This is a genomic window from Pseudomonas sp. ICMP 10191 (genome assembly GCF_001467335.1).
Taxonomy (GTDB): domain Bacteria; phylum Pseudomonadota; class Gammaproteobacteria; order Pseudomonadales; family Pseudomonadaceae; genus Aquipseudomonas; species Aquipseudomonas cerasi.
Genome location: NZ_LKGW01000106.1, coordinates 1 through 25,239, shown reverse-complemented (window position 1 = coordinate 25,239; position 25,239 = coordinate 1). Strand labels below are relative to the sequence as shown.

The window sequence follows — 25,239 nt, the reverse complement described above, 5'->3', positions numbered from 1 at the left end:
GAAGAACACCATCGTACCCATGCTCCGCGCAGGTATGTATTGGCTTCTAGTGTGCTTCGATCCGCGCCAGCTCGGGCAGGTCTCCCGACAACCCCAGCGCCTCGCGCACGAACAGCGATTTGGCTTCGGGCATGCGGTTGACCATTTTCAGGCCGGTATTGCGCAACCAGCGCAAGGGCAGCGGGTCGGCCTGGAACAGGCGTTCGAAGCCTTCCATCGCGGCCATCAGCGCGAGGTTGTGCGGCATGCGGCGGCGCTCGTAACGGCCCAGCACACGCAGGTCAGACCAACGCTCGCCACGCTTTGCAGCATGGGTCAGTACTTCCGCCAGCACTGCGGCGTCGAGGAAACCGAGGTTCACGCCCTGCCCGGCCAGCGGGTGAATGGTGTGTGCCGCATCGCCAATCAACGCCAATCCGCTGGCAACGTAACGCTTGGCGTGACGCTGACGCAGCGGCACGCACAGGCGGCTATCGGCAGACAGCACCTGGCCCAGTCGCCCTTCGAATGCCTGCTCCAGCTCGCGGCAGAACAGGTCATCCTCCAGCACCATCAGGCGCTCGGCTTCGGCAGGTGTGACTGACCAGACGATGGAGCACCAATGCTCGCCCTCGCGTTCCAGCGGCAGAAAGGCCAGCGGCCCGTCATCGGTGAAACGCTGCCAGGCGGTTTTTCTGTGGGGATCGGCGGTACGCACACTGGTGACGATGGCGTGATGCAGGTAATCCCATTCACGCGTCGGCGTTTCGGTCAGGCGGCGCACAGCGGAATTCGCACCGTCGGCGGCCACCACCAGCGGTGCGCGCAGCTGACGACCATCGGCCAAGGTCAGCAGCCAGTCATCGCCGGAGTGACGCATCTGTTCAAGCCGCGCATTGGCCAGCAGACCGATGTCGCTGGCATGCAGGCGGTCGAGCAGCGCGTCCTGCACCACACGATTTTCGATGATGTGACCCAGCACGTCGGCATGCACGCTGGAGGCCGAGAAGTGAATCTGCCCGGTGCCGCTGCCGTCCCAGACGTGCATATGCGCATACGGGCTGATGCGCCGGGCTGCGATGCCTTCCCACACACCCAGACGCTGAAGGATTCGCTGGCTGGCCGCCGACAGGGCGCTGACCCGCGGCTCGAAGCCCGACTGTTGATCAAATGGCTCGACGCTCAGCGGCCCACCGTCGACCACCAGCACATCAAGGCCGCTGCCCTGCAATGCCAAGGCAAGGGCACTGCCGACCATTCCGGCTCCGACAATCAGCACATCTGCGCGCGTTTCCATGGTCAAACCGTTCTCGCTTGCGGCCGAAGCCCTGTGTTTAAAGTGTGTGATTCACACATCGGATCGAGTCCCCAACCCCATGGCCTGGCGGGCAAACCAGCGCTTGGCGGCGGGCAGCAGGTCGAGGCCGAGCAACCCTACGTTACGCCCGGTGGCAACCGCCGACCGGGAGCTGCCGAACAGGCGTGTCACCTTGTCGGAGAAGCCCACGGTCAATTGCTGATCCTGACGCTGACGCTCACGGTAGAGCTGCAGAGTCGACAACTCACCGGGCGGCGCGGCGCTGTCCAGCAGCGTCCCGGCCAGTGCATCGGCGTCACGCAAGGACAGATTGAACCCCTGCCCGGCGACCGGATGCAGGCTGTGCGCCGCATTACCCAGAATCACCAGATGCGAACGCACCTGCTCTTCGGCCTCAATCAGCGCCAGGGGGTAGACATGCCGTGCACCGACCTGACGCAGCGTGCCCAGGCGATAGCCAAACACGCCCTGCAGCTCTTCCAGAAAACTGCGGTCGTCCAGCTCGGCCAGGCGCTGGGTATCGTTGCCCGGACGCGTCCAGACCAGCGCACAGCGGTTTTCCGGCAATGGCAGCAGCGCCATCGGCCCGTCCTCGGTGAAACGTTCGAACGCCTGCCCGCAGTGAGCTTCGCTCGGCGTGATATTGGCAATCAGCGCATGCTGATCGTAGGGCCGTTGCCGCACCCCGATACCCAACTGCTCGCGCAGACTGGAGCGGCCGCCGTCGGCCAGCACCGCCAGGTCACAGTCCAGCTCGCTGTCGTCACTCAGGCTCAGGCGATAACCGTCGGCCAATGGCTGCATGTGTTTGACCTCGGCCGGCACACGCCAACTGACCACATCACGATCCAGCCCGGCCCACAGAGCCTGACCGAGCCAAGCGTTTTCGACTACGTAGCCGAGCGCCGGAACGCCCTCTTCAATCGCAGACAGGCGAGTGGCGCCGAAGCGACCACGGTCCGACACCTGGATTTGCAGGATCGGCTCGGCGCGTCGGGAAATCTGCTGCCAGAGGCCAAGCCGTTCATAGATGCGTCGCGAGCCGAACGACAGTGCCGAAGAACGCGCATCGTAACTGGGCTGCCAAGCCTCACCCGGCGCGAAGGGTTCGATGAGCACGATTTTCCAGCCGCGCGCCTTGGCACCGGCCTGCAGCGACAACGCAAGGCTTGCACCGACCAGCCCGCCGCCGACGATGGCGATATTGAAGCGGCTCATGCGACCTGTTCCTGTGCAGCCGCCATCAGCGCCTCAATCTCGGCGACGGTCTTGGGCACGCCGCCGGACAGAATTTCACACCCCTGCCTGGTCACAACCACGTCATCCTCGATTCGCACACCAATACCTCGCCATTTCTTCGCGACTTCCAGGTTGTCGGGGGATATGTAAATCCCGGGTTCAACGGTCAGCGTCATGCCGACCTCCAGTACGCGCCACTCGCCGCCGACCTTGTATTCGCCTACGTCGTGCACATCCATGCCCAGCCAGTGCCCGGCACGGTGCATGTAAAACATCTTGTAGGCCTCGCTTTCAATCAGCTCGCCAACGTCGCCGCGCAGCAGGCCCAGTTCGACCAGCCCGGCGGTAATGACCTTGACCGTCGCCTCGTGTGCCTGGTTCCAGTGCTTGTCGGGGCCAATGGCCTCGAAGGCCGCATGCTGGGCCTTGAGCACCAGCTCGTAAATGGCTTTCTGCTCGGGGGAAAACCTGCCGTTCACCGGAAAGGTACGGGTGATGTCGCTGGCATAGCAGTCGATTTCGCAGCCGGCGTCGATCAACACCAGATCACCGTCCCTGAGCACCGCGTCGTTCTGCTGATAATGCAGGATGCAACCGTTGCGCCCCGAGGCAACGATCGAGCCGTAGGCAGGCATCTTCGAACCGCCCTTGCGAAACTCGTAGTCCAGTTCGGCTTCCAGGCTGAACTCGTGCAGCCCGGCGCGGCAGGCCTGCATCGCACGCACGTGAGCCCGCGCCGAAATATCTGCCGCGCAACGCATGACTTTGATTTCCGCAGCGGACTTGTACAGGCGCATGTCGTGCAGCAGATGGTCCAGCGCCACGAACTCCTTGGGCGGCTCGGCACCGAGGTGCGCTTTGGAGCGAATCACGTTGATCCAGTCCATCAGGTGCCGGTCGAATTCGGGATTGCTGCCCATCGCCGAATACACCCGGTCCCGGCCTTCGATCAGGCCGGGCAGGATTTCATCGATGTCATTGATGGGAAACGCATCGTCTGCACCGTACTCACGGATCGCGCCTTCCTGGCCTGCGCGCAGGCCTTCCCACAGCTCGCGCTCGGGATTGCGCTCGCGGCAGAACAAGACGTACTCGCCGTATTCACGACCGGGGATCAGCACCACCACCGCTTCCGGCTCGGGAAAGCCGCTCAGGTACTGAAAGTCACTGTCCTGCCGGTAGACGTGCTCGACGTCACGATTGCGAATGGCAACCGCAGCGGCCGGCAGGATGGCAATGCTGTCCGGCTCCATCTGAGCCATCAGAGCCTTGCGGCGGCGGGCGTATTCGGACTTAGGGATCTGAATCATGGGCAGCAGCGTCCTGATGGAGTCCACCGGCTCGCGCTATGGCACGCGCAGGCCGGTGTCGCAGTGATCGGCTATCAGTGCAGTGAAGGCTTGGGTTGCGGCGCGGACGGCTCGTTGAATTCAGTGAACAGCAGCAGCGGCGCTACGCGCATGTACTCCATGACTTCCATGTAGTCGGTTTCGCCGTCTTCGGACTCTTCCAGCGCGTCCTGAACCTGCGCAATCGCCGCCAGATCCTCAAGAACGGCCTTGGCCTCTGTACCCAGCGGCTTGTCACCGATGTTCAGACCGAAGCCTGTCAAAAATCCCTGACACCATTGGCCCAGCGCGGCAGCGCGCTCGGTCAGTGGTTCGTCGTCGCCCGGCAGCAACAGCACAACGGTCATGTCGTCGCCGGTGAGCTCGCCCTTGACCATCTCTTGCAGACCGATGAGCGCCTGACGGATATTGTCTTGCGGCTCGGTTTCCAGCAGTTGCGACGCGTCGGCGAACCAGCCTTCGTTGTCGAAACCGGCAGCTGCGCAACTGCGCCCCAGCAACAGGCCATGCAGCTCGGCAGGAGATACCTGGTGACCGCCACTGTTGAGCAGAGTGGCGAACGCTTTGTACGGAGAATTCTGAATGGGCATGGGTAGCTAGTCGCCAAACGGCGCAATGTCTAGAATGAAGGCCTTGTATCCTAGACTATCCGCGCGACAAGATCACCCGGACGGTGGTTCGAGCTTGAGCACAAGCATCGCGCCCCCTGCCATTCATCAGAAAGTATTCAGTGGAAAACAATGGAAGACACCGACCTGCAAGCGCTGATGAAACGTGTGGAGCTGCTCCTGAAGTATGCCGAGCAACTTAAAGGCCAAAACGCACTCTTATTAGCTCAGGAAAAGACCTGGCGCGAGGAACGTGCCCAACTGATTGAAAAAAACGAAATCGCCCGGCAGAAGGTCGAGTCAATGATTTCGCGCCTTAAAGCCCTGGAGCAAGACTCATGAGCAATGGCAACAGCGTTACCGTTCAGATCCTGGACAAGGAATATTCGATCATCTGCCCTCAGGAAGAGCGCACCAACCTGGTCAGCGCCGCCCGCTACCTGGATGGCAAGATGCGTGAAATCCGCAGCAGCGGTAAAGTCATCGGCGCCGATCGCATCGCCGTGATGGCCGCTCTCAACATCACTCACGATCTGCTGCACAAGGAACATCTGCCTGACGTACAGACCAGCGGTTCCACCCGCGAACAGGTCCGCGATCTCCTCGACAAGGTCGATCTGGTGCTGGCGACAGACACGCCCGGCACACCGGATTCAACTCGGGGCTGATTATTGCGGGGCATTTCTGTATACTCGCGCTGCTCCCTGGAGTGCTTGCCAGTCGGTCATGTCCCTGAGCCGATACGCACAACCACGGGGGTTGCACGTTGGGGTTGGTGTGCATGTCCGCTCGACGGAAAGCCTTAAAACCTCCTGCAATCTCCACCTTGAACTTTCGGGTTCAAGGGCTAAACCGACAGCGGTTCGTCGGGGAGTCCATATTCGGTCAGTTGCCAGCCCCGTTGTCTGGCAACGACGACCCCGCTCAAGCTTCAACCTCCTTTCCGGATCAGCCTGCATGACCTCCTGCTCATGATCAGCGCCCAGTCACTTACACGTCCGCAATTGCGCCGCCAGCTACGCAAGGCACGCAAAGCGTTGAGCCGCAGCCAGCAACGCGAAGCCGCACGGGATATTTACCGTCAACTGGCGCAGCACCCACTGTTTCGACGTGCCCGACATGTTTCGCTGTACCTGCCGATGGATGGCGAGATCGACCCGCGGCTGTTGCTGCACGAAGCCCAGCGCCGCGGCAAGGCAACCTATCTGCCAGTGCTCAACGCATGGCCGCGCACCCGCATGGTTTTTCAGCGCGTGCGTCCCGGCGAGACATTCATCCCCAACCGTTTCCGCATCCCCGAGCCGCGCATTGACCGGGCAAAACAGCGCACTATATGGGCGCTCGACCTGATTCTGATGCCGTTGGTAGGTTTCGATGACGAAGGCGGTCGCCTGGGCATGGGCGGAGGTTTCTACGACCGCAGCCTGGCGTACCTGGCGCGTAGAAAGACCTGGCGCAAACCGGTGTTACTGGGACTGGCTCACGAGTGTCAGAAAGTCGATCGACTGGCGCAGGCCAGTTGGGATGTACCGCTGCAAGGCACGGTATCGGATAAAGGCTGGTATGTGGCGCAGACACTCTGATCGTTCAGCCAACAGGGCAATCAACGATCAGAGTACAAGCAGGGTTCAATGCCTGCCGGGGACTTTTTGCTGCTGCTGAGTGATCTCGACTGGAGCGTCATCCTTGGTGGACCACAAGCTTTGTGCATAACCGGTTGTCACAACACCCAAGCCAAACAAAATAACCAGAATCCAGAGTAAATCAGGCTTGCGTTTCATTGACTGCCCTCCTTAGGCAAATCAATACGATGTCAGCATCGGTTTTTGTATAGGCCGTGCAGCAGCGTGGAACTTTAAAGGGCGGCATTTTGCGGTAACGTGAACCAGTACGCAAATAGTGGCGCGAACCGATTGTCGGTTTGTCATCAAGCCATTCGAAATACCGTGAACTTTTTGTCTGTGGAGTGAGCACAATGGCCTATTGGCTGATGAAGTCCGAGCCTGATGAATTCTCGATCAGCGATCTGCAACGACTGGGCAACGCTCGCTGGGACGGGGTGCGCAACTATCAGGCGCGTAATTTTCTGAGAGCCATGACCGAGGGCGACGCGTTCTTTTTCTACCACTCCAGTTGCCCGGAGCCGGGAATCGCCGGCATCGCTAAAATCGCCAGGTCAGCCTATCCGGACCCCACCGCACTGGACCCCGAGAGCCACTATCACGACGCCAAGGCCACGGAGGAAAAGAATCCGTGGAGTGCCATCGACGTCGAGTTCGTGGAGAACTTCAAGCGCGTGCTGGGGCTGGGCTATCTCAAGCAACAAAGCCAGCTGGAGCAACTGCCTCTGGTACAGAAAGGCAGCCGGCTCTCGGTGATGCCGGTCACCGCCGAGCAATGGGCGGCGATACTGGCACTGCGCTGACGGACGTTATTGAACGATGAAGTTATTGAACAGCAGGTCTTCGACAATCGGCTTGCCTTCTTCATCGTTCATAACGCGCTGAACCTGCTTGAGTGCTTCCTGACGAATGTTTTCCTTCGCTTCGGCGCTGCTCATGGAATCAACGGTCTGCTGAGTGAACAGCGAAACCAGTTGATTGCGGATCAGTGCATCATTGCGCTTCACGGCGGCCTCGGCGTCGGCACCGGTCACACGCAAGGAAATGTCAGCCTTGTAGACACGCAGCTTGGGGCCGCCATCGAGCGCGTAGTTACCCACGAACGGAGGCGTCAGCGAGACATAAGCCGCCTTGGGCGCACCACCTTCTTCCTTGGCTTCCTCTTGCGCCATGACAGGCAATGACAAGGCCAGCAACATCAGAATCCACGCTTTCACAGTTCACTCCTTAATACGGTTTGCCACGTAGCTTACAGCTTATGTGTGCTTATCAGGCAGGGCCATGCTTGTTGACCCGGGAACCCGCTTAACTGACTTTATCGGCCATTACCGGAAAAGGAATAGCCCGATGAAAGCCCTGTTATGCAAAGCCTTCGGCCCTGCCAGCACACTGGTGCTCGAAGACGTCCCCGGCCCCGCGATCAAAAAGAACGAAATTCTGCTTGAAGTGCGCGCCGCCGGGGTCAACTTTCCCGACACCTTGATCATCGAGGGCAAATACCAGTTCAAGCCCCCCTTCCCGTTCTCACCGGGTGGTGAGGCCGCAGGCGTAATAGCCGCCGTCGGGGAAAACGTCAGCCACCTGAAACCCGGAGACCGTGTCATGGCGCTCACCGGCTGGGGCAGCTTTGCCGAACAGGTCGCCGTTCCCCACTACAACGTACTGCCGATTCCGCAGGGCATGGACTTCACCACGGCGGCCGCATTCAGCATGACCTACGGCACCTCCATGCACGCGCTCAAACAACGCGCCAACCTGCAAGCGGGAGAAACCCTGCTGGTGCTCGGCGCATCCGGCGGCGTCGGCTTGGCCGCCGTGGAAATCGGCAAAGTCCTCGGCGCCCGCGTCATCGCCGCCGCCAGCAGCGCAGAAAAACTCGAAGTCGCCAGAAACGCAGGCGCGGACGAACTGATCAACTACAGCGAAACCAGCCTCAAGGACGAAATCAAACGTCTCACCAATGGCAACGGCGCCGACGTGATCTACGACCCGGTCGGCGGCGACCTCTTCGACCAGGCCATCCGCAGCATCGCCTGGAACGGGCGCCTGCTGGTCGTCGGCTTCGCCAGCGGCCGCATTCCGGAACTGCCCGTCAACCTGACCCTGCTCAAGGGCGCCTCGGTGGTCGGCGTGTTCTGGGGCTCGTTTGCGCAGCGACAACCGCAGGACAATGCGGCGAACTTCAAGCAGCTGTTTGCGTGGTTTGAAGAAGGGAAATTGAAGCCACTGGTGTCGACGATTTATCCGCTGGAAAGGGCTGGGGAGGCGATTGATTTGTTGGGTGGGCGCAGGGCTGTGGGGAAGGTGGTGGTTTTGGTTAACTGATACTTTGAGCCTGCCCTAATAAGCAATCCGTTAGAGTCAAGTTGAGAACCGTCAAGAAAAATATATATCTACACCACCTCAGCATTCTCGAAGAAATACTGTATCGCCATACACCAACAAGGACTTAATGTATGGCAGATCAAAACCCCGATGAAGAAAAACATCTCTATGTAGTACCTAACATGGGAGGAAACAAAAGCGTAAACACCAGTAATACTGGAGCTGGCAGTAACACAGGTGGCGGTATTGAAATAAATGTCAGCCCTCAGCATACCGCCCCCTCCGATACTAACCACGGATCCAGAACACGCCAAGGTGGCAATTGGTCGTTCGGCTTCAACAGTGGGACTGGTGTTGGCTTCAACGGAGGACTCAGCGGCGGCTTTGGTGGCTCAAGTAGTAAAAGAGCCAAAAAACGAGCCCGCGCCCGCGCTCAAGCCAGGGCAGAAGCTCAGGCTTCGGCACAGCGGCAAGCGGCAGAACACGCGGCTCATCTCGCAAGACTAGAAGCTGAGGCGCATGCTCGGGCAATGGCGGAAGCCGCCGAGCGAGAGCGCGTTGAAGCGCAGGTGCGCGCACAGGCCGAAAAAGATCAGGCACATCGACAGGCTCTTGAAACGCTGACAGCGTCCTATCCCTCGTTACAATCTGGATTGGCACAAAACTACTTACTGGCTTCTGCATCGCTGCCGAATGATCTTCAAAAAGAAATAGCGTCAGGTCATGATCTAAATGCTGATCCCCCACGCGACGAGCAGGCTCTTGAGCTTATACTTCAGAAAAAAACCAGGGTTAACTATTTACTTGCAATCAAACAACCGTTACTGGACGAGCGTCGCGCTCAGGCTCTGAGTCTCACCGGTCAAGAACTTGACCATGCTACACAAAAAGACCACCTGAACTATCTGGTGTACTACAGCCAGGGTGATCCGCCACGTGTGCAGCAGGCCCATGAAGCGTGGGTAAACGCTTTATCTCAAACCTACGAAGCAAAGCTTCTTGCCGAGTCGGTCACGCTGCTCAATGAACAATCAGCAGCGCTTTCCATGCGCCATGCTGAACTGTCGCTGGCCAATAAACCGGCGAGTCAGGAAGCACGACAGGCCGCTGGCATCGACAAGTTGTGGTCAGTTATTGCCCCCGCGTCAACCACCACCGCAGCACCAGGCATCAGAACCGTTGCGACCAACATCGCGAAGGATCAACTCATCAGGATTGCGACCAGAACATTGGGCAGCAATCTGGTTACGTTGCTGGCGATGTATCCACAACCGTTGGGCGACGCAGAACTGCCGCCCGCCGTTATCGCCACACCTCTGTCGCAGCTCAACCTGCCGCCGCATATCGATCTGCACTACCTTGCCAGCGTCAAGGGCACGCTGGATGTCCCTCATCGACTGACATCCGATGAAGCTGGCACAAGCGGCGCTGCACGCTGGGTAGCTACGGACGGTGTGAAAGTTGGTACCAAGGTTCGCGTAAGAACTTTCACCTATAACGCACAGAACAATTCCTACGAGTTTATCCGTGACGGGGAATCGACACCGGCACTGATATGGACGCCAATAGCACGACCGGCGGACAGCTCGACAAGCTCACCCGCAGGACCACCCGCTTTGCCGGTAGATCCAGGCAACGTGGTGACACCTTTTGTACCCGAGCTTGAAGCTTATCCGGCGATTGATCGAGATGATCCTGATGATTACATTCTCATATCGCCGATTGATTCAGGGCTGCCGAATAGCTACCTGCTGTTCAAGGACCCGAGGTCGATTCCGGGGGTTGCGAGTGGGTATGGTGAGCCGGTGACGGCTAGCTGGCTGAGGGGACCGACGGCAAGTCAGCCGACACCCATTCCTTCGAGCATCGCGGAAAAGCTGAGAGGACGACCATTCGCAAGTTTTGACAAGCTGAGGGAAGCGATCTGGTTAGAGGTATCAAAAGACCCGGAGTTGAGCCGACATCTTGGGGAATTAAGCCGTATTGAGGTATCAGATAAACGTGCACCTCTTGTCAGGGCAGCAGATAGGGTAGGTAAACGTGTGAAATATGAAATCCATCACAAACACTGGATTAGCGAAGGCGGAGCAGTTTACGACTTGGACAATTTGGTAATCATGACGCCGAAAGACCATATTCAAGCTCACAGGAAAAACCAATGAAACTCAAATCTCAATTGAGCGACTATACCGAAGCTGAGTTCATGGAAATCCTGAACGAACTTTTTAACGGCGTAAGCGCAACCAAAGAAAATGCTGAAGAATACGTCATTAGCCTTATCGATCACGTTGCAGAAGTGACTGAACATCCAGAAAAATCAGATTTATTGTGTTATCCACCCGAAGGCCGGGAGGATAGCGCCGCGGGGGTTATGAAAGAAATAAAAGAGTGGCGAGCAAAAAATGGCAAGCCGGGCTTCAAAGAGTAAGAGCCCCATACACAAACAGCTCTAACACTATAAAAAAGGAAATCATCCATGGAAGAATTACATCATCACCTCCAGCAATTACCTGGCTTTCTGCAAGCCGAGCTTGCGGCTCACGTCGGCGACTGGAACGGAACACGTTACATCGATATAACCGACAAACACATACACGCTATCAATCATCTGGTTGCCAGCAAACGCGCTCCCTTGCAACAGGACCACATCGACAATTCGTATTTTTTGTGGGGCACTGATCCCTGGGATAAATCGTCTCTTGAGTTAAACGCACAGATGCGGGGTATGCCAGGCGGGGTGCCTACTGATTTTTACTATATGACGGGAGACGCCCGTTTTCATATGGAGAGCATCCGCTTTCTAAACGAACTCAAAGGCAATCTCGAATCGCTGCATGCTCGGCTGATAGAACAGGAACGCGAGTATAACGAGCGCATGGCCCAAGAAGCCGCACAACGCCAAGCCGAAGAAGCAGCGCGCGCAAGAGCCGAGGCTGAAGCGGCAGCTCGACGACTCGCGGAGGAACAAGCAGCGCAGCAGCGGGCCATAGAGGCCGCGTTACAACTTGCACAGCGTCAGGTCGAAGAAGCCGAGCACGCATTGGCCCTACGCAACGCCGAGGAAGCTCGCGCTAAAGAGGCCGAATCCAACCGAGCGATAGAGATGACGTTCGGGCCTGAGGCGTCGCGAGAAATCGATAATGCGATCAAGGTGCTGAGGGGCACTATCGAAATCGCGATCACCGACTTCTCGAATACGATCAGCGCTCACGGGGCGTTCGACATGAGTCAGCTTGAAGCGATTCAAAATATGAGCGCGACTCACTAACCGCTCACCAACAGTGCGGGGACCAAGGCAATAATGCTTTGGTCCCCGCATTTCGCTAATGCGCCCTCCCTTACAACGCCTTCCTCACATTCTCCGGCAAATAATCAACATACCTGCGCATCGGATTTTTTTGGCATTGAGCGACAATACCCGGCGTCGCTTCCAGCAGCTCAAGAACCAGGGCCTGGCGCTCGTCCAGAGTGAGAAACTGCTCTACGACCGGACTGCTCGACAGGTACAGTTCTGTGCGCATCAGCGCATCCGGCTTGACGTCCTTGCGCCATTTGCGTCCCTCGAACATTTCCGTATTCAGCTGCCAGCACAACACCTGCTTCAGCTCGACATTGGCTGTCAGCGGCGGGTTGACATGTGGCCGCCCTGTGAAATTGAACGTGACCGTAACTGCTTCGCCCTCGGGGTGAGAGGCCGGCGGCTGCCAAGGTTCGAAGACCCACTGTTCGACAGCACTTCGGGTCAGGCTGATGAGCCTCGGATCGGGCGCCCCCAGCACTTCCAGGAAGCGCACGCCTCCATCGGCCTGAATGAAAACCCTGATGCTGACACTGCGTTTTACGGAGGAACGAAGCATTGATGTCGGATAGCCCGGCTCAGGCATATGCAACGGCACCGGATACGACGGCAACGCCTGTGCTCCCCCCGCCCAAAGCAACCCTGTAATCATCATGCAACCCAGCACGCGGCTCATTCGCTGCCCTCCGCTTGCTCGGCCAACCCGACCATCAATACCTTGACCGGCCCAGGCAGGTAATCCCCATACAGATGATCCGGATTGCTTCTGCAGTTGCTCACTACCGCAGGTATCGACGCTCCGAGCAATTCAAGCAACGCCTTCCGCTGGGGCTCGCTGCGCTGATGGGCAACATGGCTGCCGAACAGTGCCTGCCCGGTGTGCCAGAACACGTCGACCTTGCTCAGCGGTTCCTTGGGATAGTACTGGCGGGCGGATTTCACTTCGTCGTTCAGGTAGCCGCAGCGGATGTTGCCCAGGCCCACGGTCACTTCGGTATTGAAGCGCCGATAGCCGTGGGAATCAAAAATGACGGGCACGGTGATCGTGGTCATGGGCGGTGCGCCGACTGTTCCGACCCAGGGTTTATAGCGCCATTGGCGGAGTGCCTGCTCCACTGCTGCGGCGAGCTGCGGATGCCCGCTCTCGATCGCCCTAGCTTCACGAACCTGCCCGTCGGATTTGATCCACAGCTGGGCGCGGACCTTGCCTGCGTAGCGGGTCTTGACCAGCTCAGGCGGAAAAACCGGTGTCGGCGTGTATATCGGCACCAGAAATGGCTCTGCAGCGCCTGCGTGAGGGGCCAGTGATGCGGCAATCATGAACGCGGTCATTCTCATTGTTGTAGGGGCTCATCGTCGTGGTGCACCTCCAGGGCGCAGTGATGACGATGGTAAGAACCTGCCGACATATCAGTCAGCACACGACTTCCGATACGCCTGTAGGACCCATCCCAAATACTTGAAACACCTTTAAACATTTGCGCAATGTTCGTAAAAGAACAGCCGATCGCCTGCATTTCCTATAAGGAATCAGCCCGAAGGCACTGCTTTTTTCTGTAATGAAAATGTAATATTCGCATTCGCAAAAACAACAACAATCAGGAGCTTCTCCATGTTTGGGTTTTTCCGCCCTGCCAGGCATCAGGCACCCCTTCCCGAAGAAAAGGTCGACAGTACCTATCGCCGTCTGCGCTGGCAGATCTTCGCAGGCATCTTTATCGGTTACGCGGGTTACTACCTGCTGCGCAAGAATTTCTCGCTGGCGATGCCGTATCTGATCGACGAAGGCTATACGCGTGGCCAGCTGGGCGTGGCGATGTCTGCCATTGCGATTGCCTACGGCTTGTCGAAATTCCTCATGGGCATCGTTTCGGATCGCTCCAACCCGCGTTACTTCCTGCCGTTCGGCCTGCTGGTCTCTGCGGGGATCATGTTCATCTTCGGCTTCGCGCCGTGGGCGACGTCCAGTGTCACGATCATGTTCGTGCTGCTGTTCATCAATGGCTGGGCACAGGGCATGGGCTGGCCGCCGAGCGGGCGGACGATGGTCCACTGGTGGTCGCAGAAAGAGCGCGGCGGTGTGGTGTCGGTGTGGAACGTGGCGCACAACGTCGGCGGCGGTTTGATCGGCCCACTGTTCCTGCTCGGCATGGGCTGGACCAACGACTGGCATGCGGCGTTTTACGTGCCGGCGGCGGTTGCATTGCTGGTCGCGGTGTTCGCCTTCGCGACCATGCGTGACACACCGCAATCGGTCGGCCTGCCGCCTATCGAGCACTACAAGAACGATTATCCGGAAGGCTACGATGCCAGCCACGAAGAAGAATTCAGCGCCAGGGAAATCTTCATCAAGTACGTGCTGCGCAACAAATTCCTGTGGTACATCGCCATGGCCAACGTGTTCGTTTACCTGCTGCGCTACGGCGTGCTGGACTGGGCACCGACCTATCTGAAAGAAGCCAAGCACTTCACGGTCGACAAGACCTCATGGGCCTATTTCCTCTACGAGTGGGCGGGCATTCCGGGCACGCTGCTGTGCGGCTGGATGTCGGACAAGATCTTCAAGGGCAATCGCGGCCTGACCGGCATGGTGTTCATGCTTCTGGTGACCATCGCCACGCTGGTGTACTGGCTGAACCCTGAAGGCAATCCGACCGTCGACATGATCGCCCTGGTGTCCATCGGCTTCCTGATCTACGGCCCGGTGATGCTGATCGGCCTGCAGGCGCTGGAACTGGCGCCGAAGAAGGCAGCAGGCACGGCGGCAGGTTTTACCGGGCTGTTCGGCTATCTGGGCGGGTCGGTCGCGGCCAGCGCGGCAATGGGCTACACGGTTGACCACTTCGGCTGGGATGGCGGCTTCGTGCTGTTGATCGGCGCGTGCATTCTGGCGATGGTGTTCCTTGCGCCGACGCTGCGGCACAAGCAGGTCGCCAGCACGTCCCGCGACATCAAAGGCTGATCAGGCAGTCTCTGACTTGCAGCGCTTGAGCCGCGCCTCCAGATTCAGGTCTGGCATGGCGTGGCTACGCAGGGCCTTGGCGGTCTGCTCCACGTACTCGCGGGTGGTTCCATAGCGTCCTCTGGCGCTGGCGAGCACCTGGCTCAGCACGCTGTCCGGCAGGTTGCCTGCGTAGCTGGGCAGATGCCGCTCGAGCACGAAGCCCAGCGCCTGCACCTTCCGGCCATCTTCAAGGCGGCAATTGAGCCAGTGCGGGCGATACGAGGGGTACGGCATCTCGCGCTCCCACAAGGCCAGCAGCGATTTTTCCAGGCATTCATCCGGCAGACGATAGGCAAAGCCGGTGCATGAACCGCCACGATCCAGACCAAATACCAGCCCCGGTACTTCAGGCGTGCCACGGTGTTCGTGCGACCAGAGGTAAAGCCCGCGGTGGTAACCGTGCACTCGGGCGCGCTGGCTCTCCACGGCGGTGCACTCGGGACGCCAGATCAGTGAGCCGTAAGCGAACAGCCAGACCGGGCCGCCCTTGTGACGACGCATGGTGGCGTTCATGGATGCGAGCAACTGCTCGCGGGTAAGCTGTGGGCCCATATCGATAACGGGCGGGTACGTCAGGCCAAGGCCGTCATGCACTGCAACGGCCAACTCGTTGATTGGGTTCTCCATTTGCCTCCCTGACAGTCTGACTGTCAGTTTTTACCGAGCCCCGCCGACTCGCTCGTGGTTGAGCGGCATCAGGGTGTCGTGGTTCGGTTGTTGCCACAGGCCAAGGGCCTGCCGTTACTAAAGTTTGCCTGGCGACGAACAGGCGTCGCCATCGGTTGTAATCAGTTAAAGCAATTTACACTCCACTCATGCAGCCGTCAGTCCGGCATTACGGACGCGGTGCGTAGGCGAATACGTCTGCGCGCATCTGATGGGCATCCATTCCGGCGTCGACCAGAGCGTCCAGCGTTCCGTAGATCATCGCTGGAGAGCCGCTGGCGTAGACGTGGACGGCCGACAGGTCCTTGATGTCCTCGCAAACCGCCTCGTGCAGCAGACCGCAACGCCCCTCCCAGCCGCACAGGTCGCTGACAACCTTGTGCAGGAACAGGTTCGGCAGTTTCGCCCACTCATCCCAATGGCTGACCTGGTAGAAATCTTCGGGACGACGCACGCCCCAGTAAAGGTGCACGGGATGACTGAAGCCTGTGGAGCGACAGTGTTCCAACAAACTGTTCATTTGCGCCATGCCCGTACCGGCCGCGATCAGCACCAGCGGCCCGTCCGGCAGCTCTGCAAGGTGGGTGTCGCCAAAGGGCAGCTCGACCCGTGCCATGCGGTTGCGTTGCAGCTGCTCGATCAGACTGCGCGCACTGTCTTCACGAGCCAGCACGTGCAGCTCCAGGTCGCGACCGCTGTGCGGCGCCGATGCGATGGAAAACGCCGACTTCTCGCCGTTCTCGCGCTCGATCATCAGGTACTGCCCGGCGTGATAACGCGGTGGCTTGCCAGCCGGCGCGCGCAGGCCGACCCGCCAGACATCACCACCCACCTCGACACATTCGCTCAACTGGCAGGCAAAGCTGCGCACCGGCAGTTCACCCTTGGCCAGCACGCCATCCCACAGCACCACACACTCAGTCAGCGGCTCGGCCACACAGGTGTGAATTTCGCCGTGATCGAGCGTCTGCCCCGACTGCATCACACGGCCCTCGACCAGCAGAGCCGAACAGACATGGCAGTTGCCATTGCGACAACTCTGCGGGCACTCGTAACCCAGACGCTGTGCAGCATCGAGTATCCGCTCGCCCGGCAGGGTTTCCAGCACCGCACCTGATGGCTGCAAGGTTACGCGCATCAATCTATTCCCAACTGAGTCCAGATTTCATCCACCCGGCGTATGGTGGCTTCGTCCTTGACGATCGCCCTGCCCCACTCGCGACTGGTCTCACCTGGCCATTTGTTCGTGGCATCCAACCCCATTTTCGATCCCAGGCCGGACACCGGCGAGGCGAAATCGAGGTAATCGATGGGCGTGTTGTCGATCATGACCGTGTCGCGCTTGGGGTCCATGCGCGTGGTGATGGCCCAGATCACGTCATTCCAGTCCCGTGCATTGATATCGTCGTCGGTGACGATCACGAACTTGGTGTACATGAACTGGCGCAAGAACGACCAGACGCCCAGCATCACGCGCTTGGCATGGCCGGGATACTGCTTCTTGATGGTCACCACCGCCATGCGGTACGAGCAACCCTCGGGCGGCAGGTAGAAATCGACGATTTCCGGGAACTGCTTTTGCAGAATCGGCACGAACACTTCGTTCAGCGCGACGCCCAGAATCGCCGGCTCATCAGGCGGACGACCGGTGTAGGTGCTGTGGTAAATCGGCTTGATGCGGTGCGTGATGCGCTCGACGGTCAGCACCGGAAAGCTGTCGACTTCGTTGTAATAGCCGGTGTGGTCGCCGTAAGGCCCCTCGTCGGCCATCTCGCCCGGATGAATCACCCCTTCGAGCACGATCTCGGCGCTGGCCGGGACTTGCAGATTGCTGCCACGGCACTTGATCAGCTCGGTGCGCGAGCCACGCAGCAGCCCGGCAAAGGCATATTCGGACAAGCTGTCCGGTACCGGCGTCACGGCCCCGAGAATGGTCGCCGGGTCCGCGCCCAGTGCGACGGCGACCGGATAAGGCTCGCCAGGATGCTTGACGCACCAGTCGCGGAAGTCCAGCGCACCACCGCGATGGCTGAGCCAGCGCATGATGATCTTGTTGCGACCGATGACCTGCTGGCGATAGATGCCGAGGTTCTGGCGCTCCTTGTTCGGACCTTTGGTGACGGTCAGGCCCCAGGTGATCAGCGGCGCGACATCACCCGGCCAGCAGGTCTGCACGGGCAGCATGCCGAGGTCGACGTCATCGCCTTCGATGACGACCTCCTGGCACGGTGCATCCTTGACGACCTTTGGTGCCATGGCGATGACCTTGCGGAAGATCGGCAGCTTGGACCAGGCGTCCTTCAAACCCTTGGGTGGCTCAGGCTCTTTGAGAAACGCCAGCAGCTTGCCGATTTCACGCAGCTCACTGACCGCTTCGGCGCCCATGCCCATGGCTACGCGCTCCGGCGTGCCGAACAGGTTGCCCAGCACCGGGATATCAAAACCAACCGGTTTTTCGAACAGCAGGGCCGGGCCCTTGGCACGCAAGGTACGGTCACAGATTTCAGTCATTTCCAGCACAGGCGAGATCGGCATCTGGATGCGTTTCAACTCTCCGCGCTGCTCAAGCTGCTGCACGAAATCCCTAAGATCTTTGAATTTCATTAACCCGGCCATTTTATCCAATAGACGCACATCGTACCTGCTCCAGCCCTTCAAGGCAGCTAATCGGCGGCATGCAGGCAAAAAAAATGGTGCCCCGAAGGGCACCATTTTTTGTTTCAGCCTGCCCGTTACTTGCGTTTCATGGACAGGAAGAACTCGTCGTTGGTCTTGGTCTGCTTGAGCTTGTCGATCAGGAACTCGATAGCCGCGACTTCGTCCATCGGGTGCAGCAGCTTGCGCAGAATCCACATGCGCTGCAGCTCGTCATCAGCGGTCAACAGCTCTTCACGGCGTGTGCCGGAGCGGTTGATGTTGATGGCCGGGAACACGCGCTTCTCTGCGATCTTACGATCCAGAGGCAGCTCCATGTTGCCAGTACCCTTGAACTCTTCGTAGATCACTTCATCCATCTTCGAACCGGTTTCAACCAGTGCGGTGGCGATGATGGTCAACGAGCCGCCTTCTTCGATGTTACGCGCAGCACCGAAGAAACGCTTTGGCTTCTCGAGTGCATGAGCGTCGACACCACCGGTCAATACCTTGCCGGAGCTCGGGATGACGGTGTTGTAGGCACGAGCCAGACGGGTGATGGAGTCGAGCAGGATAACGACGTCTTTCTTGTGCTCGACCAGGCGCTTGGCCTTCTCGATCACCATTTCGGCAACCTGTACGTGACGGGTTGGCGGTTCGTCGAATGTCGAGGCAACCACTTCGCCGCGCACGGTGCGCTGCATCTCGGTCACTTCTTCCGGGCGCTCGTCGATCAGCAGAACGATCAGATGCACTTCCGGGTTGTTACGCGTGATGTTCGACGCGATGTTCTGCAGCATGATGGTCTTGCCCGCCTTCGGCGGAGCAACGATCAGACCACGCTGGCCTTTACCGATCGGTGCGCACAGATCGATCACACGACCGGTCAGGTCTTCGGTGGAGCCGTTACCGGCTTCCATCTTCATGCGGATCGTCGGGAACAACGGCGTCAGGTTTTCGAACAGAATCTTGTTCTTGGCGTTTTCCGGACGGTCGTAGTTGATCGTGTCGACCTTGAGCAGAGCGAAATAACGCTCGCCTTCCTTGGGTGGACGGATCTTGCCAACGATGGTGTCGCCGGTACGCAGGTTGAAGCGGCGGATCTGGCTGGGGGAGACATAGATGTCATCCGGGCCGGCCAGGTAGGAAGCGTCTGCAGAGCGCAGGAAACCGAAGCCGTCCTGGAGAATCTCCAGCACGCCATCACCGGATATTTCCTCGCCACTTTTGGCGTGCCGTTTGAGCAGGGAGAAAATGACGTCCTGCTTGCGCGAACGGGCCATATTCTCAATGCCAGCCTGTTCGGCCATTTCGAGCAATTCGGTAATCGGCTTTTGCTTGAGTTCAGTCAGGTTCATATGGGGAATGACGTAATCATGTATGGAGGGGGAAATTAAGCTTTTGGCTTAATGAGGCCGCGCCGCAGAGAAGGCGACAGGATCGCGTACTAAATCGAAAGGAGAGCGTCGGCGACGGCTAGCAGGGGGCAACGGAGAAGCCGTTGCGGGGCCGAATGTACCACCTGATTTTCCAGGCGTCTAGTACGACACCCGAAAAAAACCCCGCGATTTGCGGGGCTTTGAAACGCCTCAGATGTTGGCGTCGAGGAACGCAGCCAGCTGCGACTTCGACAGGGCGCCGACTTTGGTCGCTTCAACATTGCCGTTCTTGAACAGCATCAGCGTAGGGATACCGCGAACACCATGCTTGGCAGGAGTGTCCTGGTTTTCATCGATGTTCAACTTGGCAACAGTCAGCTTGCCTTCGTAGGTGCTGGCGATTTCGTCCAGAACCGGGGCAATCATTTTGCAAGGGCCACACCATTCAGCCCAATAGTCAACAAGCACAGGACCCTGAGCCTTGAGTACTTCGGCTTCAAAGGTGGCGTCGGTGACGTGTTTGATAAGGTCGCTACTCATGGAAGTCTCCGAGTTCATAGGCTAAAAACGACGCTCATCATAGCGGGCCTCAGGTGATTCAGGAAGCGAAGGTTCATTGAGTCTGACTATGATGAGCCATGACTGCAGTTATGGCCGGCGTTCAGTTGGCGGGCGAAACGAACACGATACCGGTGCGCAGTGCCGCGCCACGAATATGGTCCTGCATGGCCTTTTGCGCAGGCCCTGACGCATGTCGGGCCAGCGCGCGAAGGATCTTGCGGTGCTCCTGCCAGGTTTCCATGACCCTGGCCGCCCGGATGAACGGCATCTTCTGGCTTTCCAGAAAGATGTCGGCCCCGGCAGTCACGATCCCGAGCATCGCCTGATTGCCGCTGGCGACCAGAATGTGCCGATGAAACTCGAAGTCGAGCCGCGCCGCAGCCTCGAAGTCACCGGCACGCAACTCCAGGCGCATGGCTTCGACGTTGTCCTCCAGCACATCCCGCTCGTCGGCGGTCAGGGTCACCGCTGCCATTCCCGCAGCAAAACCTTCCAGTGCATAGCGCAACTGAAAGGTGTCGGCCGGGGAAACCTGAGCTTCATAAGGCCAGGAAAAACCACCTGTGCGCTGTTCTGGTTCAGAAATCGACTGCACGAAGACGCCTTTGCCGGGCTGGACACTGACCACTCCGAGTGCGCTGAGCGATGACAAGGCTTCACGCAGGGACGCCCGACTGACCCCCAGCAAAACCGCCAGATCGCGTTGCGACGGCAGGCTCTCGCCGGGCTTGTACCCTTGCTCGGCGATCAATTTGCGAATGGCCCGGAGGGCTGATTCGGGTACTGCGAGTGAAGTGTGCGGCATCACTGTTCAGGCCAGTCAGTCCAGTAAAAATCCCTTTTATCGCCATCTCGAACATTCGGCAAGCGACGCCCAGCACTGGGGCAGCAAGGCTTTAAAGCGCGCCAAAGCAGGGCGAGGCCTCCTCCAACTGGTCAGACCAGTAAGACCATAAATGCGCTGCAAACCTTGATTCATGGCAGGTAATGACCGAATGGCATGCGCTGTGCACTGGAGACAGGCCAACACCTTTCGTTTCGCCCGGAGACTTCATATGACCAAGCGTTACAGCGCCCTGCTTACTGCACTGTTTGCCAGTCTGATGCTGAGCCAGACACCCGCCCACGCCAACGGCCTGGACGACGTTGTAGCGCGCGGCACCCTCAAGGTGGCCGTTCCGCAGGACTTCCCGCCATTCGGCTCGGTCGGCCCCGACATGAAACCGCGCGGCCTGGACATCGACACCGCACAACTGCTGGCCGACAAGCTGAAGGTCAAGCTGGAACTGACCCCGGTCAACAGCACCAACCGCATTCCGTTCCTGACCACCGGCAAGGTCGACCTGGTGATCTCCAGCCTGGGCAAGAACCCGGACCGCGAAAAAGTCATCGACTTCTCACGCGCCTACGCACCGTTCTACCTGGCGGTATTCGGTCCACCTGATTCGCCGGTCAAGGACATCGCTGACCTGAAAGGCAAGACCATCAGCGTCACCCGTGGTGCTATCGAAGACATCGAGCTGTCGAAAGTGGCTCCGGAAGGCGCGGTCATCAAGCGCTTCGAAGACAACAACTCCACCATCGCAGCCTATCTGGCCGGTCAGACCGACCTGATTGCCAGCGGCAACGTGGTGATGGTCGCGATCAGCGAGCGCAATCCCAAGCGCATCCCGGCACTGAAAGTGAAACTCAAGGACTCGCCCGTGTATGTCGGCGTGAACAAGGGTCAGCCGGAACTGTTGGGCAGGGTCGATGAGATTCTGAATGCCGCCAAGGCTGACGGCTCGCTGGAAAATGCTTCCCAGAAATGGCTGAAGCAACCGCTGCCTGCCGATCTCTGATCACTGCTTTCCGGTAACAGGATTCACCAATGGCTTATCACTTCGACTTTACACCGGTCCTGCAGAGCATCGATCTGCTGTTGCGCGGGGCTTTGTTCACGCTGGAACTGACGGCCATTGGCACCCTGCTGGGCGTCAGTCTCGGTATTGTCGGTGCCGTCGTGAGGGCCTGGAAGATTCAGCCTTTTGCGACGATCTTTGCCATCTATGTCGAGCTGATCCGCAACACACCGTTTCTGGTCCAGCTGTTCTTCATTTTCTTCGGTCTGCCGTCGCTGGGCGTGCAGATCACGGAATGGCAGGCAGCGGTGCTGGCGATGGTCATCAACCTGGGTGCCTACTCGACCGAAATCGTGCGGGCGGGTATCCAGGCGATTCCCAAGGGTCAGCTTGAAGCGTCGGCTGCGCTGGCAATGAACCGTTACGAAGCCTTTCGCCACGTAGTGCTGGTTCCGGCGCTGGGCAAGGTCTGGCCGGCACTGAGCAGCCAGATCATCATCGTCATGCTGGGCTCGTCGGTCTGCTCGCAGATTGCCACTGAAGAACTGAGCTTCTTTGCCAACTTCATTCAGTCACGCAACTTCCGCTCGTTCGAAACCTACATTGTGACCACGCTGATCTACCTGGCCATGGCGCTGCTGATCCGGCAACTGCTGGCCTGGATCGGGCGTCGCTACATCTCGAGGAACAGCTGATGGATTTCACCCTCTGGGACATCGTGCGCAATCTGCTGATCGGCCTGCAATGGACCGTGGCCTTGTCGCTGGTGGCCTTCATCGGCGGCGGGCTGATCGGCTTGCTGATCATGGGCATGCGCACCTCGGAGAAATCCGGCCCGCGCGTGACCGCGAAACTCTATATAGAACTGTTTCAGGGCACGCCGCTGTTGATGCAGTTGTTCCTGGTGTTCTTCGGCGTCGCCCTGATGGGCATGAACATTTCGCCCTGGGCTGCGGCGGCACTGGCCTTGACGCTGTTTACCAGCGCCTACCTTGCGGAAATCTGGCGTGGCTGTGTCGAATCGATTTCCAAGGGCCAGTGGGAAGCATCCGCGAGCCTGGCGCTGACCCCATTCGAGCAGATGCGTTACGTGATTCTGCCGCAGGCGTTGCGCATCGCGGTCGCGCCGACGGTCGGCTTTTCCGTGCAGGTGGTCAAAGGCACTGCAGTGACGTCGATCATCGGTTTCACCGAACTGACCAAGACCGGCAGCATGCTGGCCAACGCTACGTTCGAACCTTTCATGGTCTATGGCTTCGTTGCTCTGGGCTACTTCATCCTGTGCTACCCCTTGTCGCTGTGCGCGCGCCATCTGGAAAGGAGACTGCATGCCTCTGCTTAGAATTTCCGCCCTGCATAAATACTATGGCGATCATCACGTACTCAAAGGCATCGATCTGTCGGTCGAAGAAGGCCAGGTCGTGGCGATCATCGGTCGCAGCGGCTCGGGCAAAAGCACCCTGTTGCGCACGCTCAACGGTCTGGAGTCGATCAACGATGGTGTGATCGAGGTCGATGGCGAATACCTGGACGCCGCGCGCGCCGACCTGCGCACGCTGCGCCAGAAGGTCGGCATGGTGTTCCAGCAGTTCAACCTGTTCCCGCACCTGAGCGTGGGTGAGAACGTCATGCTTGCGCCGCAGGTCGTGCAGAAAGTACCGAAGGCCGAGGCCGCCAAACTGGCGAGGAAGATGCTCGAACGCGTCGGGCTGGGCGAGAAGTTCGACGCCTTCCCGGATCGCCTGTCCGGTGGTCAACAACAACGCGTAGCGATTGCCCGCGCGCTGGCGATGTCGCCCAAGGTATTGCTGTGCGACGAAATCACCTCGGCACTGGACCCGGAGCTGGTCAACGAAGTGCTCAGCGTGGTGCGCCAGTTGGCAGCCGATGGCATGACCCTGATCATGGTCACCCACGAAATGCGCTTCGCGCGTGAAGTGGGCGACAAGCTGGTGTTCATGCACCAGGGCAAGGTGCACGAAGTGGGCGATCCGAAAGAACTCTTCGCCAACCCGAAAACCCCGGAACTGGCGAACTTCATCGGCACAGTGGAGCACGCCTGAGGCTGGACCTGGAAGCAGAGCGTCCGGAACGGCATGCGCACGCGGAGCATCGATAGTGGTCTTGCGCGCACCTATCGTTCCTCACGCTCCGCGTGGGAATGCAGTTCGTGACGCTCTGCGTCACAGCTACATGCTGTGGGCTGGACAGAAATCTTCGTGGGAGTGAGCTTGCTCACGAAGACTTTGGTCCAAACACCATATCTCCGGGGGCTGCACCGGCCTCTTCGCGAGCAAGCTCGCTCCCACGAAGACTTGTGTGTAACGCTGAGCGCGGAGCATATTGCGGGCACTCATCGTTCCTCACGCTCCGCGTGGGAATGCAGTTCGTGACGCTCTGCGTCCCAGCTACATGCTGTATCGGGCTGGACAGAAATCTTGGTGGGAGTGAGCTTGCTCACGAAGACCTTGGTCCAAACGCCATATTTTCAGGGGCTGTACCGGCCTCTTCGCGAGCAAGCTCGCTCCCACGAAAACTTGTGTGTAACGCTGAGCGCGGAGCATGTTGCGGGCACTTATCGTTCCTCACGCTCCACGTGGGAATGCATTTCGTGACGCTCCGCGTCACAGCTACATGCTGTATCGGACTGGACAGAAATCTTGGTGGGAGTGAGCTTGCTCACGAAGGCGTTGGTCCAAACACCATATCTCCGGGGCTGCACCGACCTCTTCGCGAGCAAGCTCGCTCCCACGAAGACTGTGTATTACGCTGAGCGCGGAGCATGTTGCGGGCACTTATCGTTCCTCACGCTCCGCGTGGGAATGCATTTCGTGACGCTCCGCGTCACAGCTACATGCTGTATCGGGCTGGACAGAAATCTTGGTGGGAGTGAGCTTGCTCACGAAGACTTTGGTCCAAACGCCATATTTTCAGGGGCTGCACCGGCCTCTTCGCGAGCAAGCTCGCCCCCACGAAAACTTGTGTGTAACGCTGAGCGCGGAGCATGTTGCGGGCACTCATCGTTCCTCACGCTCCGCGTGGGAATGCATTTCGTGACGCTCCGCGTCACAGCTACATGCTGTATCGGGCTGGACAGAAATCTTGGTGGGAGTGAGCTTGCTCACGAAGACTTTGGTCCAAACGCCATATTTTCAGGGGCTGCACCGGCCTCTTCGCGAGCAAGCTCGCTCCCACGAAGACTTGTGTGTAACGCTGAGCGCGGAGCATGTTGCGGGCACTCATCGTTCCTCACGCTCCGCGTGGGAATGCATTTCGTGACGCTCCGCGTCACAGCTACATGCTGTATCGGGCTGGACAGAAATCTTGGTGGGAGTGAGCTTGCTCACGAAGACCTTGGTCCAAACGCCATATTTTCAGGGGCTGTACCGGCCTCTTCGCGAGCAAGCTCGCTCCCA

27 protein-coding genes and 1 other RNA gene are annotated in these 25,239 nt (G+C 58.9%); 14 read left to right on the top strand and 14 right to left on the bottom strand.

Annotation, left to right across the window (positions count from 1 at the left end; all coding sequences use genetic code 11):
• Positions 1-46: 46 nt before the first annotated feature.
• The 4 genes from AO388_RS12155 to AO388_RS12140 form a co-directional block, all read right to left on the bottom strand.
• Positions 47-1,276 carry a 2-octaprenyl-3-methyl-6-methoxy-1,4-benzoquinol hydroxylase gene (locus AO388_RS12155; protein WP_003432291.1) on the bottom strand — a complete coding sequence of 410 codons (1,230 nt, stop codon included), beginning with the start codon at positions 1,274-1,276 and terminating at the stop codon, positions 47-49.
• A 51-nt stretch (positions 1,277-1,327) separates the two neighbouring features.
• Positions 1,328-2,515: a 2-octaprenyl-6-methoxyphenyl hydroxylase gene (ubiH, locus tag AO388_RS12150; protein ID WP_003365867.1), complete on the bottom strand. Its 1,188-nt coding sequence runs from the start codon at positions 2,513-2,515 to the stop codon at positions 1,328-1,330.
• Complete coding sequence (gene pepP / locus AO388_RS12145) at positions 2,512-3,846, bottom strand: Xaa-Pro aminopeptidase (protein WP_003432287.1); 1,335 nt, start codon at positions 3,844-3,846, stop codon at positions 2,512-2,514. Before pepP ends, ubiH begins: the two co-directional genes overlap by 4 nt.
• 74 nt (positions 3,847-3,920) lie before the next feature.
• Positions 3,921-4,475, bottom strand: coding sequence for a YecA/YgfB family protein (locus tag AO388_RS12140; protein WP_003432285.1), 555 nt, complete (start codon positions 4,473-4,475; stop codon positions 3,921-3,923).
• A 150-nt stretch (positions 4,476-4,625) separates the two neighbouring features.
• Here AO388_RS12140 and AO388_RS12135 point away from each other — a divergent pair, with 150 nt between their 5' ends.
• From AO388_RS12135 to AO388_RS12125, 4 genes are all read left to right on the top strand, one after another.
• Entirely contained in the window at positions 4,626-4,835 is a 210-nt protein-coding gene (locus AO388_RS12135) for a TIGR02449 family protein (RefSeq protein WP_002551573.1), read from the top strand.
• Positions 4,832-5,161 (top strand): cell division protein ZapA, encoded by a 330-nt coding sequence (locus AO388_RS12130; RefSeq protein ID WP_003317331.1) that lies wholly within the window; start codon positions 4,832-4,834, stop codon positions 5,159-5,161. The genes AO388_RS12135 and AO388_RS12130 overlap by 4 nt, the downstream gene beginning before the upstream one ends.
• Before the next feature lie 30 nt (positions 5,162-5,191).
• Positions 5,192-5,370: non-coding RNA, 6S RNA (gene ssrS / locus AO388_RS26785), on the top strand.
• Between the two features lie 94 nt (positions 5,371-5,464).
• On the top strand, positions 5,465-6,076 hold the full coding sequence (locus tag AO388_RS12125) for a 5-formyltetrahydrofolate cyclo-ligase (RefSeq protein ID WP_058416519.1): 612 nt from the start codon (positions 5,465-5,467) through the stop codon (positions 6,074-6,076).
• A gap of 45 nt (positions 6,077-6,121) precedes the next feature.
• Here AO388_RS12125 and AO388_RS29355 read toward each other — a convergent pair whose 3' ends face one another.
• Positions 6,122-6,274: a hypothetical protein gene (locus tag AO388_RS29355; RefSeq protein ID WP_003317333.1), complete on the bottom strand. Its 153-nt coding sequence runs from the start codon at positions 6,272-6,274 to the stop codon at positions 6,122-6,124.
• 194 nt (positions 6,275-6,468) lie between these two features.
• Between AO388_RS29355 and AO388_RS12120 the strand changes: the two genes are divergently transcribed.
• Positions 6,469-6,918 (top strand): EVE domain-containing protein, encoded by a 450-nt coding sequence (locus AO388_RS12120; protein WP_003365859.1) that lies wholly within the window; start codon positions 6,469-6,471, stop codon positions 6,916-6,918.
• A gap of 6 nt (positions 6,919-6,924) precedes the next feature.
• On the opposite strand, the gene AO388_RS12115 is transcribed toward AO388_RS12120, so the two are convergent.
• Positions 6,925-7,332: a flagellar basal body-associated protein FliL gene (locus AO388_RS12115; RefSeq protein ID WP_003365857.1), complete on the bottom strand. Its 408-nt coding sequence runs from the start codon at positions 7,330-7,332 to the stop codon at positions 6,925-6,927.
• Positions 7,333-7,462: 130 nt separating this feature from the next.
• On the opposite strand from AO388_RS12115, the gene AO388_RS12110 reads away from it, so the two are divergent.
• The 4 genes from AO388_RS12110 (at position 7,463) to AO388_RS12090 (ending at position 11,708) form a co-directional block, all read left to right on the top strand.
• Positions 7,463-8,440, top strand: coding sequence for an NADPH:quinone oxidoreductase family protein (locus tag AO388_RS12110; RefSeq protein ID WP_058416518.1), 978 nt, complete (start codon positions 7,463-7,465; stop codon positions 8,438-8,440).
• A gap of 530 nt (positions 8,441-8,970) precedes the next feature.
• A complete protein-coding gene (locus AO388_RS12100) occupies positions 8,971-10,602 on the top strand; it encodes an S-type pyocin domain-containing protein (protein WP_003432271.1) in 1,632 nt (543 codons plus the stop codon).
• Positions 10,599-10,868, top strand: coding sequence for a bacteriocin immunity protein (locus AO388_RS12095; protein ID WP_054081233.1), 270 nt, complete (start codon positions 10,599-10,601; stop codon positions 10,866-10,868). Before AO388_RS12100 ends, AO388_RS12095 begins: the two co-directional genes overlap by 4 nt.
• A gap of 48 nt (positions 10,869-10,916) precedes the next feature.
• Positions 10,917-11,708: a hypothetical protein gene (locus AO388_RS12090; RefSeq protein WP_058416517.1), complete on the top strand. Its 792-nt coding sequence runs from the start codon at positions 10,917-10,919 to the stop codon at positions 11,706-11,708.
• A gap of 70 nt (positions 11,709-11,778) precedes the next feature.
• On the opposite strand, the gene AO388_RS12085 is transcribed toward AO388_RS12090, so the two are convergent.
• Both AO388_RS12085 and AO388_RS12080 read right to left on the bottom strand, forming a co-directional pair.
• The gene (locus AO388_RS12085; protein ID WP_003432260.1) at positions 11,779-12,414 is read right to left on the bottom strand and encodes a hypothetical protein; all 636 of its coding nucleotides are present in this window, start codon (positions 12,412-12,414) and stop codon (positions 11,779-11,781) included.
• Positions 12,411-13,076: an energy transducer TonB gene (locus tag AO388_RS12080; RefSeq protein WP_368984993.1), complete on the bottom strand. Its 666-nt coding sequence runs from the start codon at positions 13,074-13,076 to the stop codon at positions 12,411-12,413. Before AO388_RS12080 ends, AO388_RS12085 begins: the two co-directional genes overlap by 4 nt.
• A gap of 274 nt (positions 13,077-13,350) precedes the next feature.
• On the opposite strand from AO388_RS12080, the gene glpT reads away from it, so the two are divergent.
• The gene (gene glpT, locus AO388_RS12075) at positions 13,351-14,700 is read left to right on the top strand and encodes a glycerol-3-phosphate transporter (RefSeq protein ID WP_054081231.1); all 1,350 of its coding nucleotides are present in this window, start codon (positions 13,351-13,353) and stop codon (positions 14,698-14,700) included.
• Here the strand turns inward: glpT and AO388_RS12070 are convergent, their stop codons facing one another.
• The 6 genes from AO388_RS12070 to AO388_RS12045 form a co-directional block, all read right to left on the bottom strand.
• Positions 14,701-15,369 carry a gamma-glutamylcyclotransferase gene (locus tag AO388_RS12070; RefSeq protein ID WP_003365840.1) on the bottom strand — a complete coding sequence of 223 codons (669 nt, stop codon included), beginning with the start codon at positions 15,367-15,369 and terminating at the stop codon, positions 14,701-14,703.
• 208 nt (positions 15,370-15,577) lie between these two features.
• Positions 15,578-16,546, bottom strand: a complete 969-nt coding sequence (locus AO388_RS12065) for a CDP-6-deoxy-delta-3,4-glucoseen reductase (RefSeq protein WP_003432257.1) — start codon at positions 16,544-16,546, stop codon at positions 15,578-15,580.
• A complete protein-coding gene (ubiD, locus tag AO388_RS12060; RefSeq protein WP_058416516.1) occupies positions 16,546-18,012 on the bottom strand; it encodes a 4-hydroxy-3-polyprenylbenzoate decarboxylase in 1,467 nt (488 codons plus the stop codon). The genes AO388_RS12065 and ubiD overlap by 1 nt, the downstream gene beginning before the upstream one ends.
• 128 nt (positions 18,013-18,140) lie before the next feature.
• The gene (rho, locus tag AO388_RS12055) at positions 18,141-19,400 is read right to left on the bottom strand and encodes a transcription termination factor Rho (protein ID WP_002551560.1); all 1,260 of its coding nucleotides are present in this window, start codon (positions 19,398-19,400) and stop codon (positions 18,141-18,143) included.
• 231 nt (positions 19,401-19,631) lie between these two features.
• Positions 19,632-19,961 carry a thioredoxin TrxA gene (gene trxA, locus AO388_RS12050; protein WP_003365837.1) on the bottom strand — a complete coding sequence of 110 codons (330 nt, stop codon included), beginning with the start codon at positions 19,959-19,961 and terminating at the stop codon, positions 19,632-19,634.
• 121 nt (positions 19,962-20,082) lie between these two features.
• Positions 20,083-20,787 (bottom strand): FadR/GntR family transcriptional regulator, encoded by a 705-nt coding sequence (locus AO388_RS12045; RefSeq protein ID WP_003365835.1) that lies wholly within the window; start codon positions 20,785-20,787, stop codon positions 20,083-20,085.
• 250 nt (positions 20,788-21,037) lie between these two features.
• Between AO388_RS12045 and AO388_RS12040 the strand changes: the two genes are divergently transcribed.
• Genes AO388_RS12040 through AO388_RS12025 form a run of 4 tightly spaced genes read left to right on the top strand, consistent with a single transcriptional unit; the run spans position 21,038 to position 23,886 of the window.
• On the top strand, positions 21,038-21,823 hold the full coding sequence (locus tag AO388_RS12040) for a transporter substrate-binding domain-containing protein (protein ID WP_003365833.1): 786 nt from the start codon (positions 21,038-21,040) through the stop codon (positions 21,821-21,823).
• Between the two features lie 29 nt (positions 21,824-21,852).
• Complete coding sequence (locus AO388_RS12035) at positions 21,853-22,518, top strand: amino acid ABC transporter permease (protein ID WP_003365831.1); 666 nt, start codon at positions 21,853-21,855, stop codon at positions 22,516-22,518.
• Positions 22,515-23,165, top strand: a complete 651-nt coding sequence (locus AO388_RS12030) for an amino acid ABC transporter permease (RefSeq protein ID WP_032609283.1) — start codon at positions 22,515-22,517, stop codon at positions 23,163-23,165. The genes AO388_RS12035 and AO388_RS12030 overlap by 4 nt, the downstream gene beginning before the upstream one ends.
• Entirely contained in the window at positions 23,152-23,886 is a 735-nt protein-coding gene (locus tag AO388_RS12025; protein ID WP_003432251.1) for an amino acid ABC transporter ATP-binding protein, read from the top strand. The genes AO388_RS12030 and AO388_RS12025 overlap by 14 nt, the downstream gene beginning before the upstream one ends.
• Positions 23,887-25,239: the final 1,353 nt, after the last annotated feature.

Coding starts and splice junctions, on each gene's coding strand:
- AO388_RS12155 (WP_003432291.1), bottom strand. CDS start 1,276: ATGGAAACGCGCGCAGATGTGCTGATTGTCGGAGCCGGAATGGTCGGC.
- ubiH (WP_003365867.1), bottom strand. CDS start 2,515: ATGAGCCGCTTCAATATCGCCATCGTCGGCGGCGGGCTGGTCGGTGCA.
- pepP (WP_003432287.1), bottom strand. CDS start 3,846: ATGATTCAGATCCCTAAGTCCGAATACGCCCGCCGCCGCAAGGCTCTG.
- AO388_RS12140 (WP_003432285.1), bottom strand. CDS start 4,475: ATGCCCATTCAGAATTCTCCGTACAAAGCGTTCGCCACTCTGCTCAAC.
- AO388_RS12135 (WP_002551573.1), top strand. CDS start 4,626: ATGGAAGACACCGACCTGCAAGCGCTGATGAAACGTGTGGAGCTGCTC.
- AO388_RS12130 (WP_003317331.1), top strand. CDS start 4,832: ATGAGCAATGGCAACAGCGTTACCGTTCAGATCCTGGACAAGGAATAT.
- AO388_RS12125 (WP_058416519.1), top strand. CDS start 5,465: ATGATCAGCGCCCAGTCACTTACACGTCCGCAATTGCGCCGCCAGCTA.
- AO388_RS29355 (WP_003317333.1), bottom strand. CDS start 6,274: ATGAAACGCAAGCCTGATTTACTCTGGATTCTGGTTATTTTGTTTGGC.
- AO388_RS12120 (WP_003365859.1), top strand. CDS start 6,469: ATGGCCTATTGGCTGATGAAGTCCGAGCCTGATGAATTCTCGATCAGC.
- AO388_RS12110 (WP_058416518.1), top strand. CDS start 7,463: ATGAAAGCCCTGTTATGCAAAGCCTTCGGCCCTGCCAGCACACTGGTG.
- AO388_RS12100 (WP_003432271.1), top strand. CDS start 8,971: ATGGCGGAAGCCGCCGAGCGAGAGCGCGTTGAAGCGCAGGTGCGCGCA.
- AO388_RS12095 (WP_054081233.1), top strand. CDS start 10,599: ATGAAACTCAAATCTCAATTGAGCGACTATACCGAAGCTGAGTTCATG.
- AO388_RS12090 (WP_058416517.1), top strand. CDS start 10,917: ATGGAAGAATTACATCATCACCTCCAGCAATTACCTGGCTTTCTGCAA.
- AO388_RS12085 (WP_003432260.1), bottom strand. CDS start 12,414: ATGAGCCGCGTGCTGGGTTGCATGATGATTACAGGGTTGCTTTGGGCG.
- AO388_RS12080 (WP_368984993.1), bottom strand. CDS start 13,076: ATGAGAATGACCGCGTTCATGATTGCCGCATCACTGGCCCCTCACGCA.
- glpT (WP_054081231.1), top strand. CDS start 13,351: ATGTTTGGGTTTTTCCGCCCTGCCAGGCATCAGGCACCCCTTCCCGAA.
- AO388_RS12070 (WP_003365840.1), bottom strand. CDS start 15,369: ATGGAGAACCCAATCAACGAGTTGGCCGTTGCAGTGCATGACGGCCTT.
- AO388_RS12065 (WP_003432257.1), bottom strand. CDS start 16,546: ATGCGCGTAACCTTGCAGCCATCAGGTGCGGTGCTGGAAACCCTGCCG.
- ubiD (WP_058416516.1), bottom strand. CDS start 18,012: ATGAAATTCAAAGATCTTAGGGATTTCGTGCAGCAGCTTGAGCAGCGC.
- rho (WP_002551560.1), bottom strand. CDS start 19,400: ATGAACCTGACTGAACTCAAGCAAAAGCCGATTACCGAATTGCTCGAA.
- trxA (WP_003365837.1), bottom strand. CDS start 19,961: ATGAGTAGCGACCTTATCAAACACGTCACCGACGCCACCTTTGAAGCC.
- AO388_RS12045 (WP_003365835.1), bottom strand. CDS start 20,787: ATGCCGCACACTTCACTCGCAGTACCCGAATCAGCCCTCCGGGCCATT.
- AO388_RS12040 (WP_003365833.1), top strand. CDS start 21,038: ATGACCAAGCGTTACAGCGCCCTGCTTACTGCACTGTTTGCCAGTCTG.
- AO388_RS12035 (WP_003365831.1), top strand. CDS start 21,853: ATGGCTTATCACTTCGACTTTACACCGGTCCTGCAGAGCATCGATCTG.
- AO388_RS12025 (WP_003432251.1), top strand. CDS start 23,152: ATGCCTCTGCTTAGAATTTCCGCCCTGCATAAATACTATGGCGATCAT.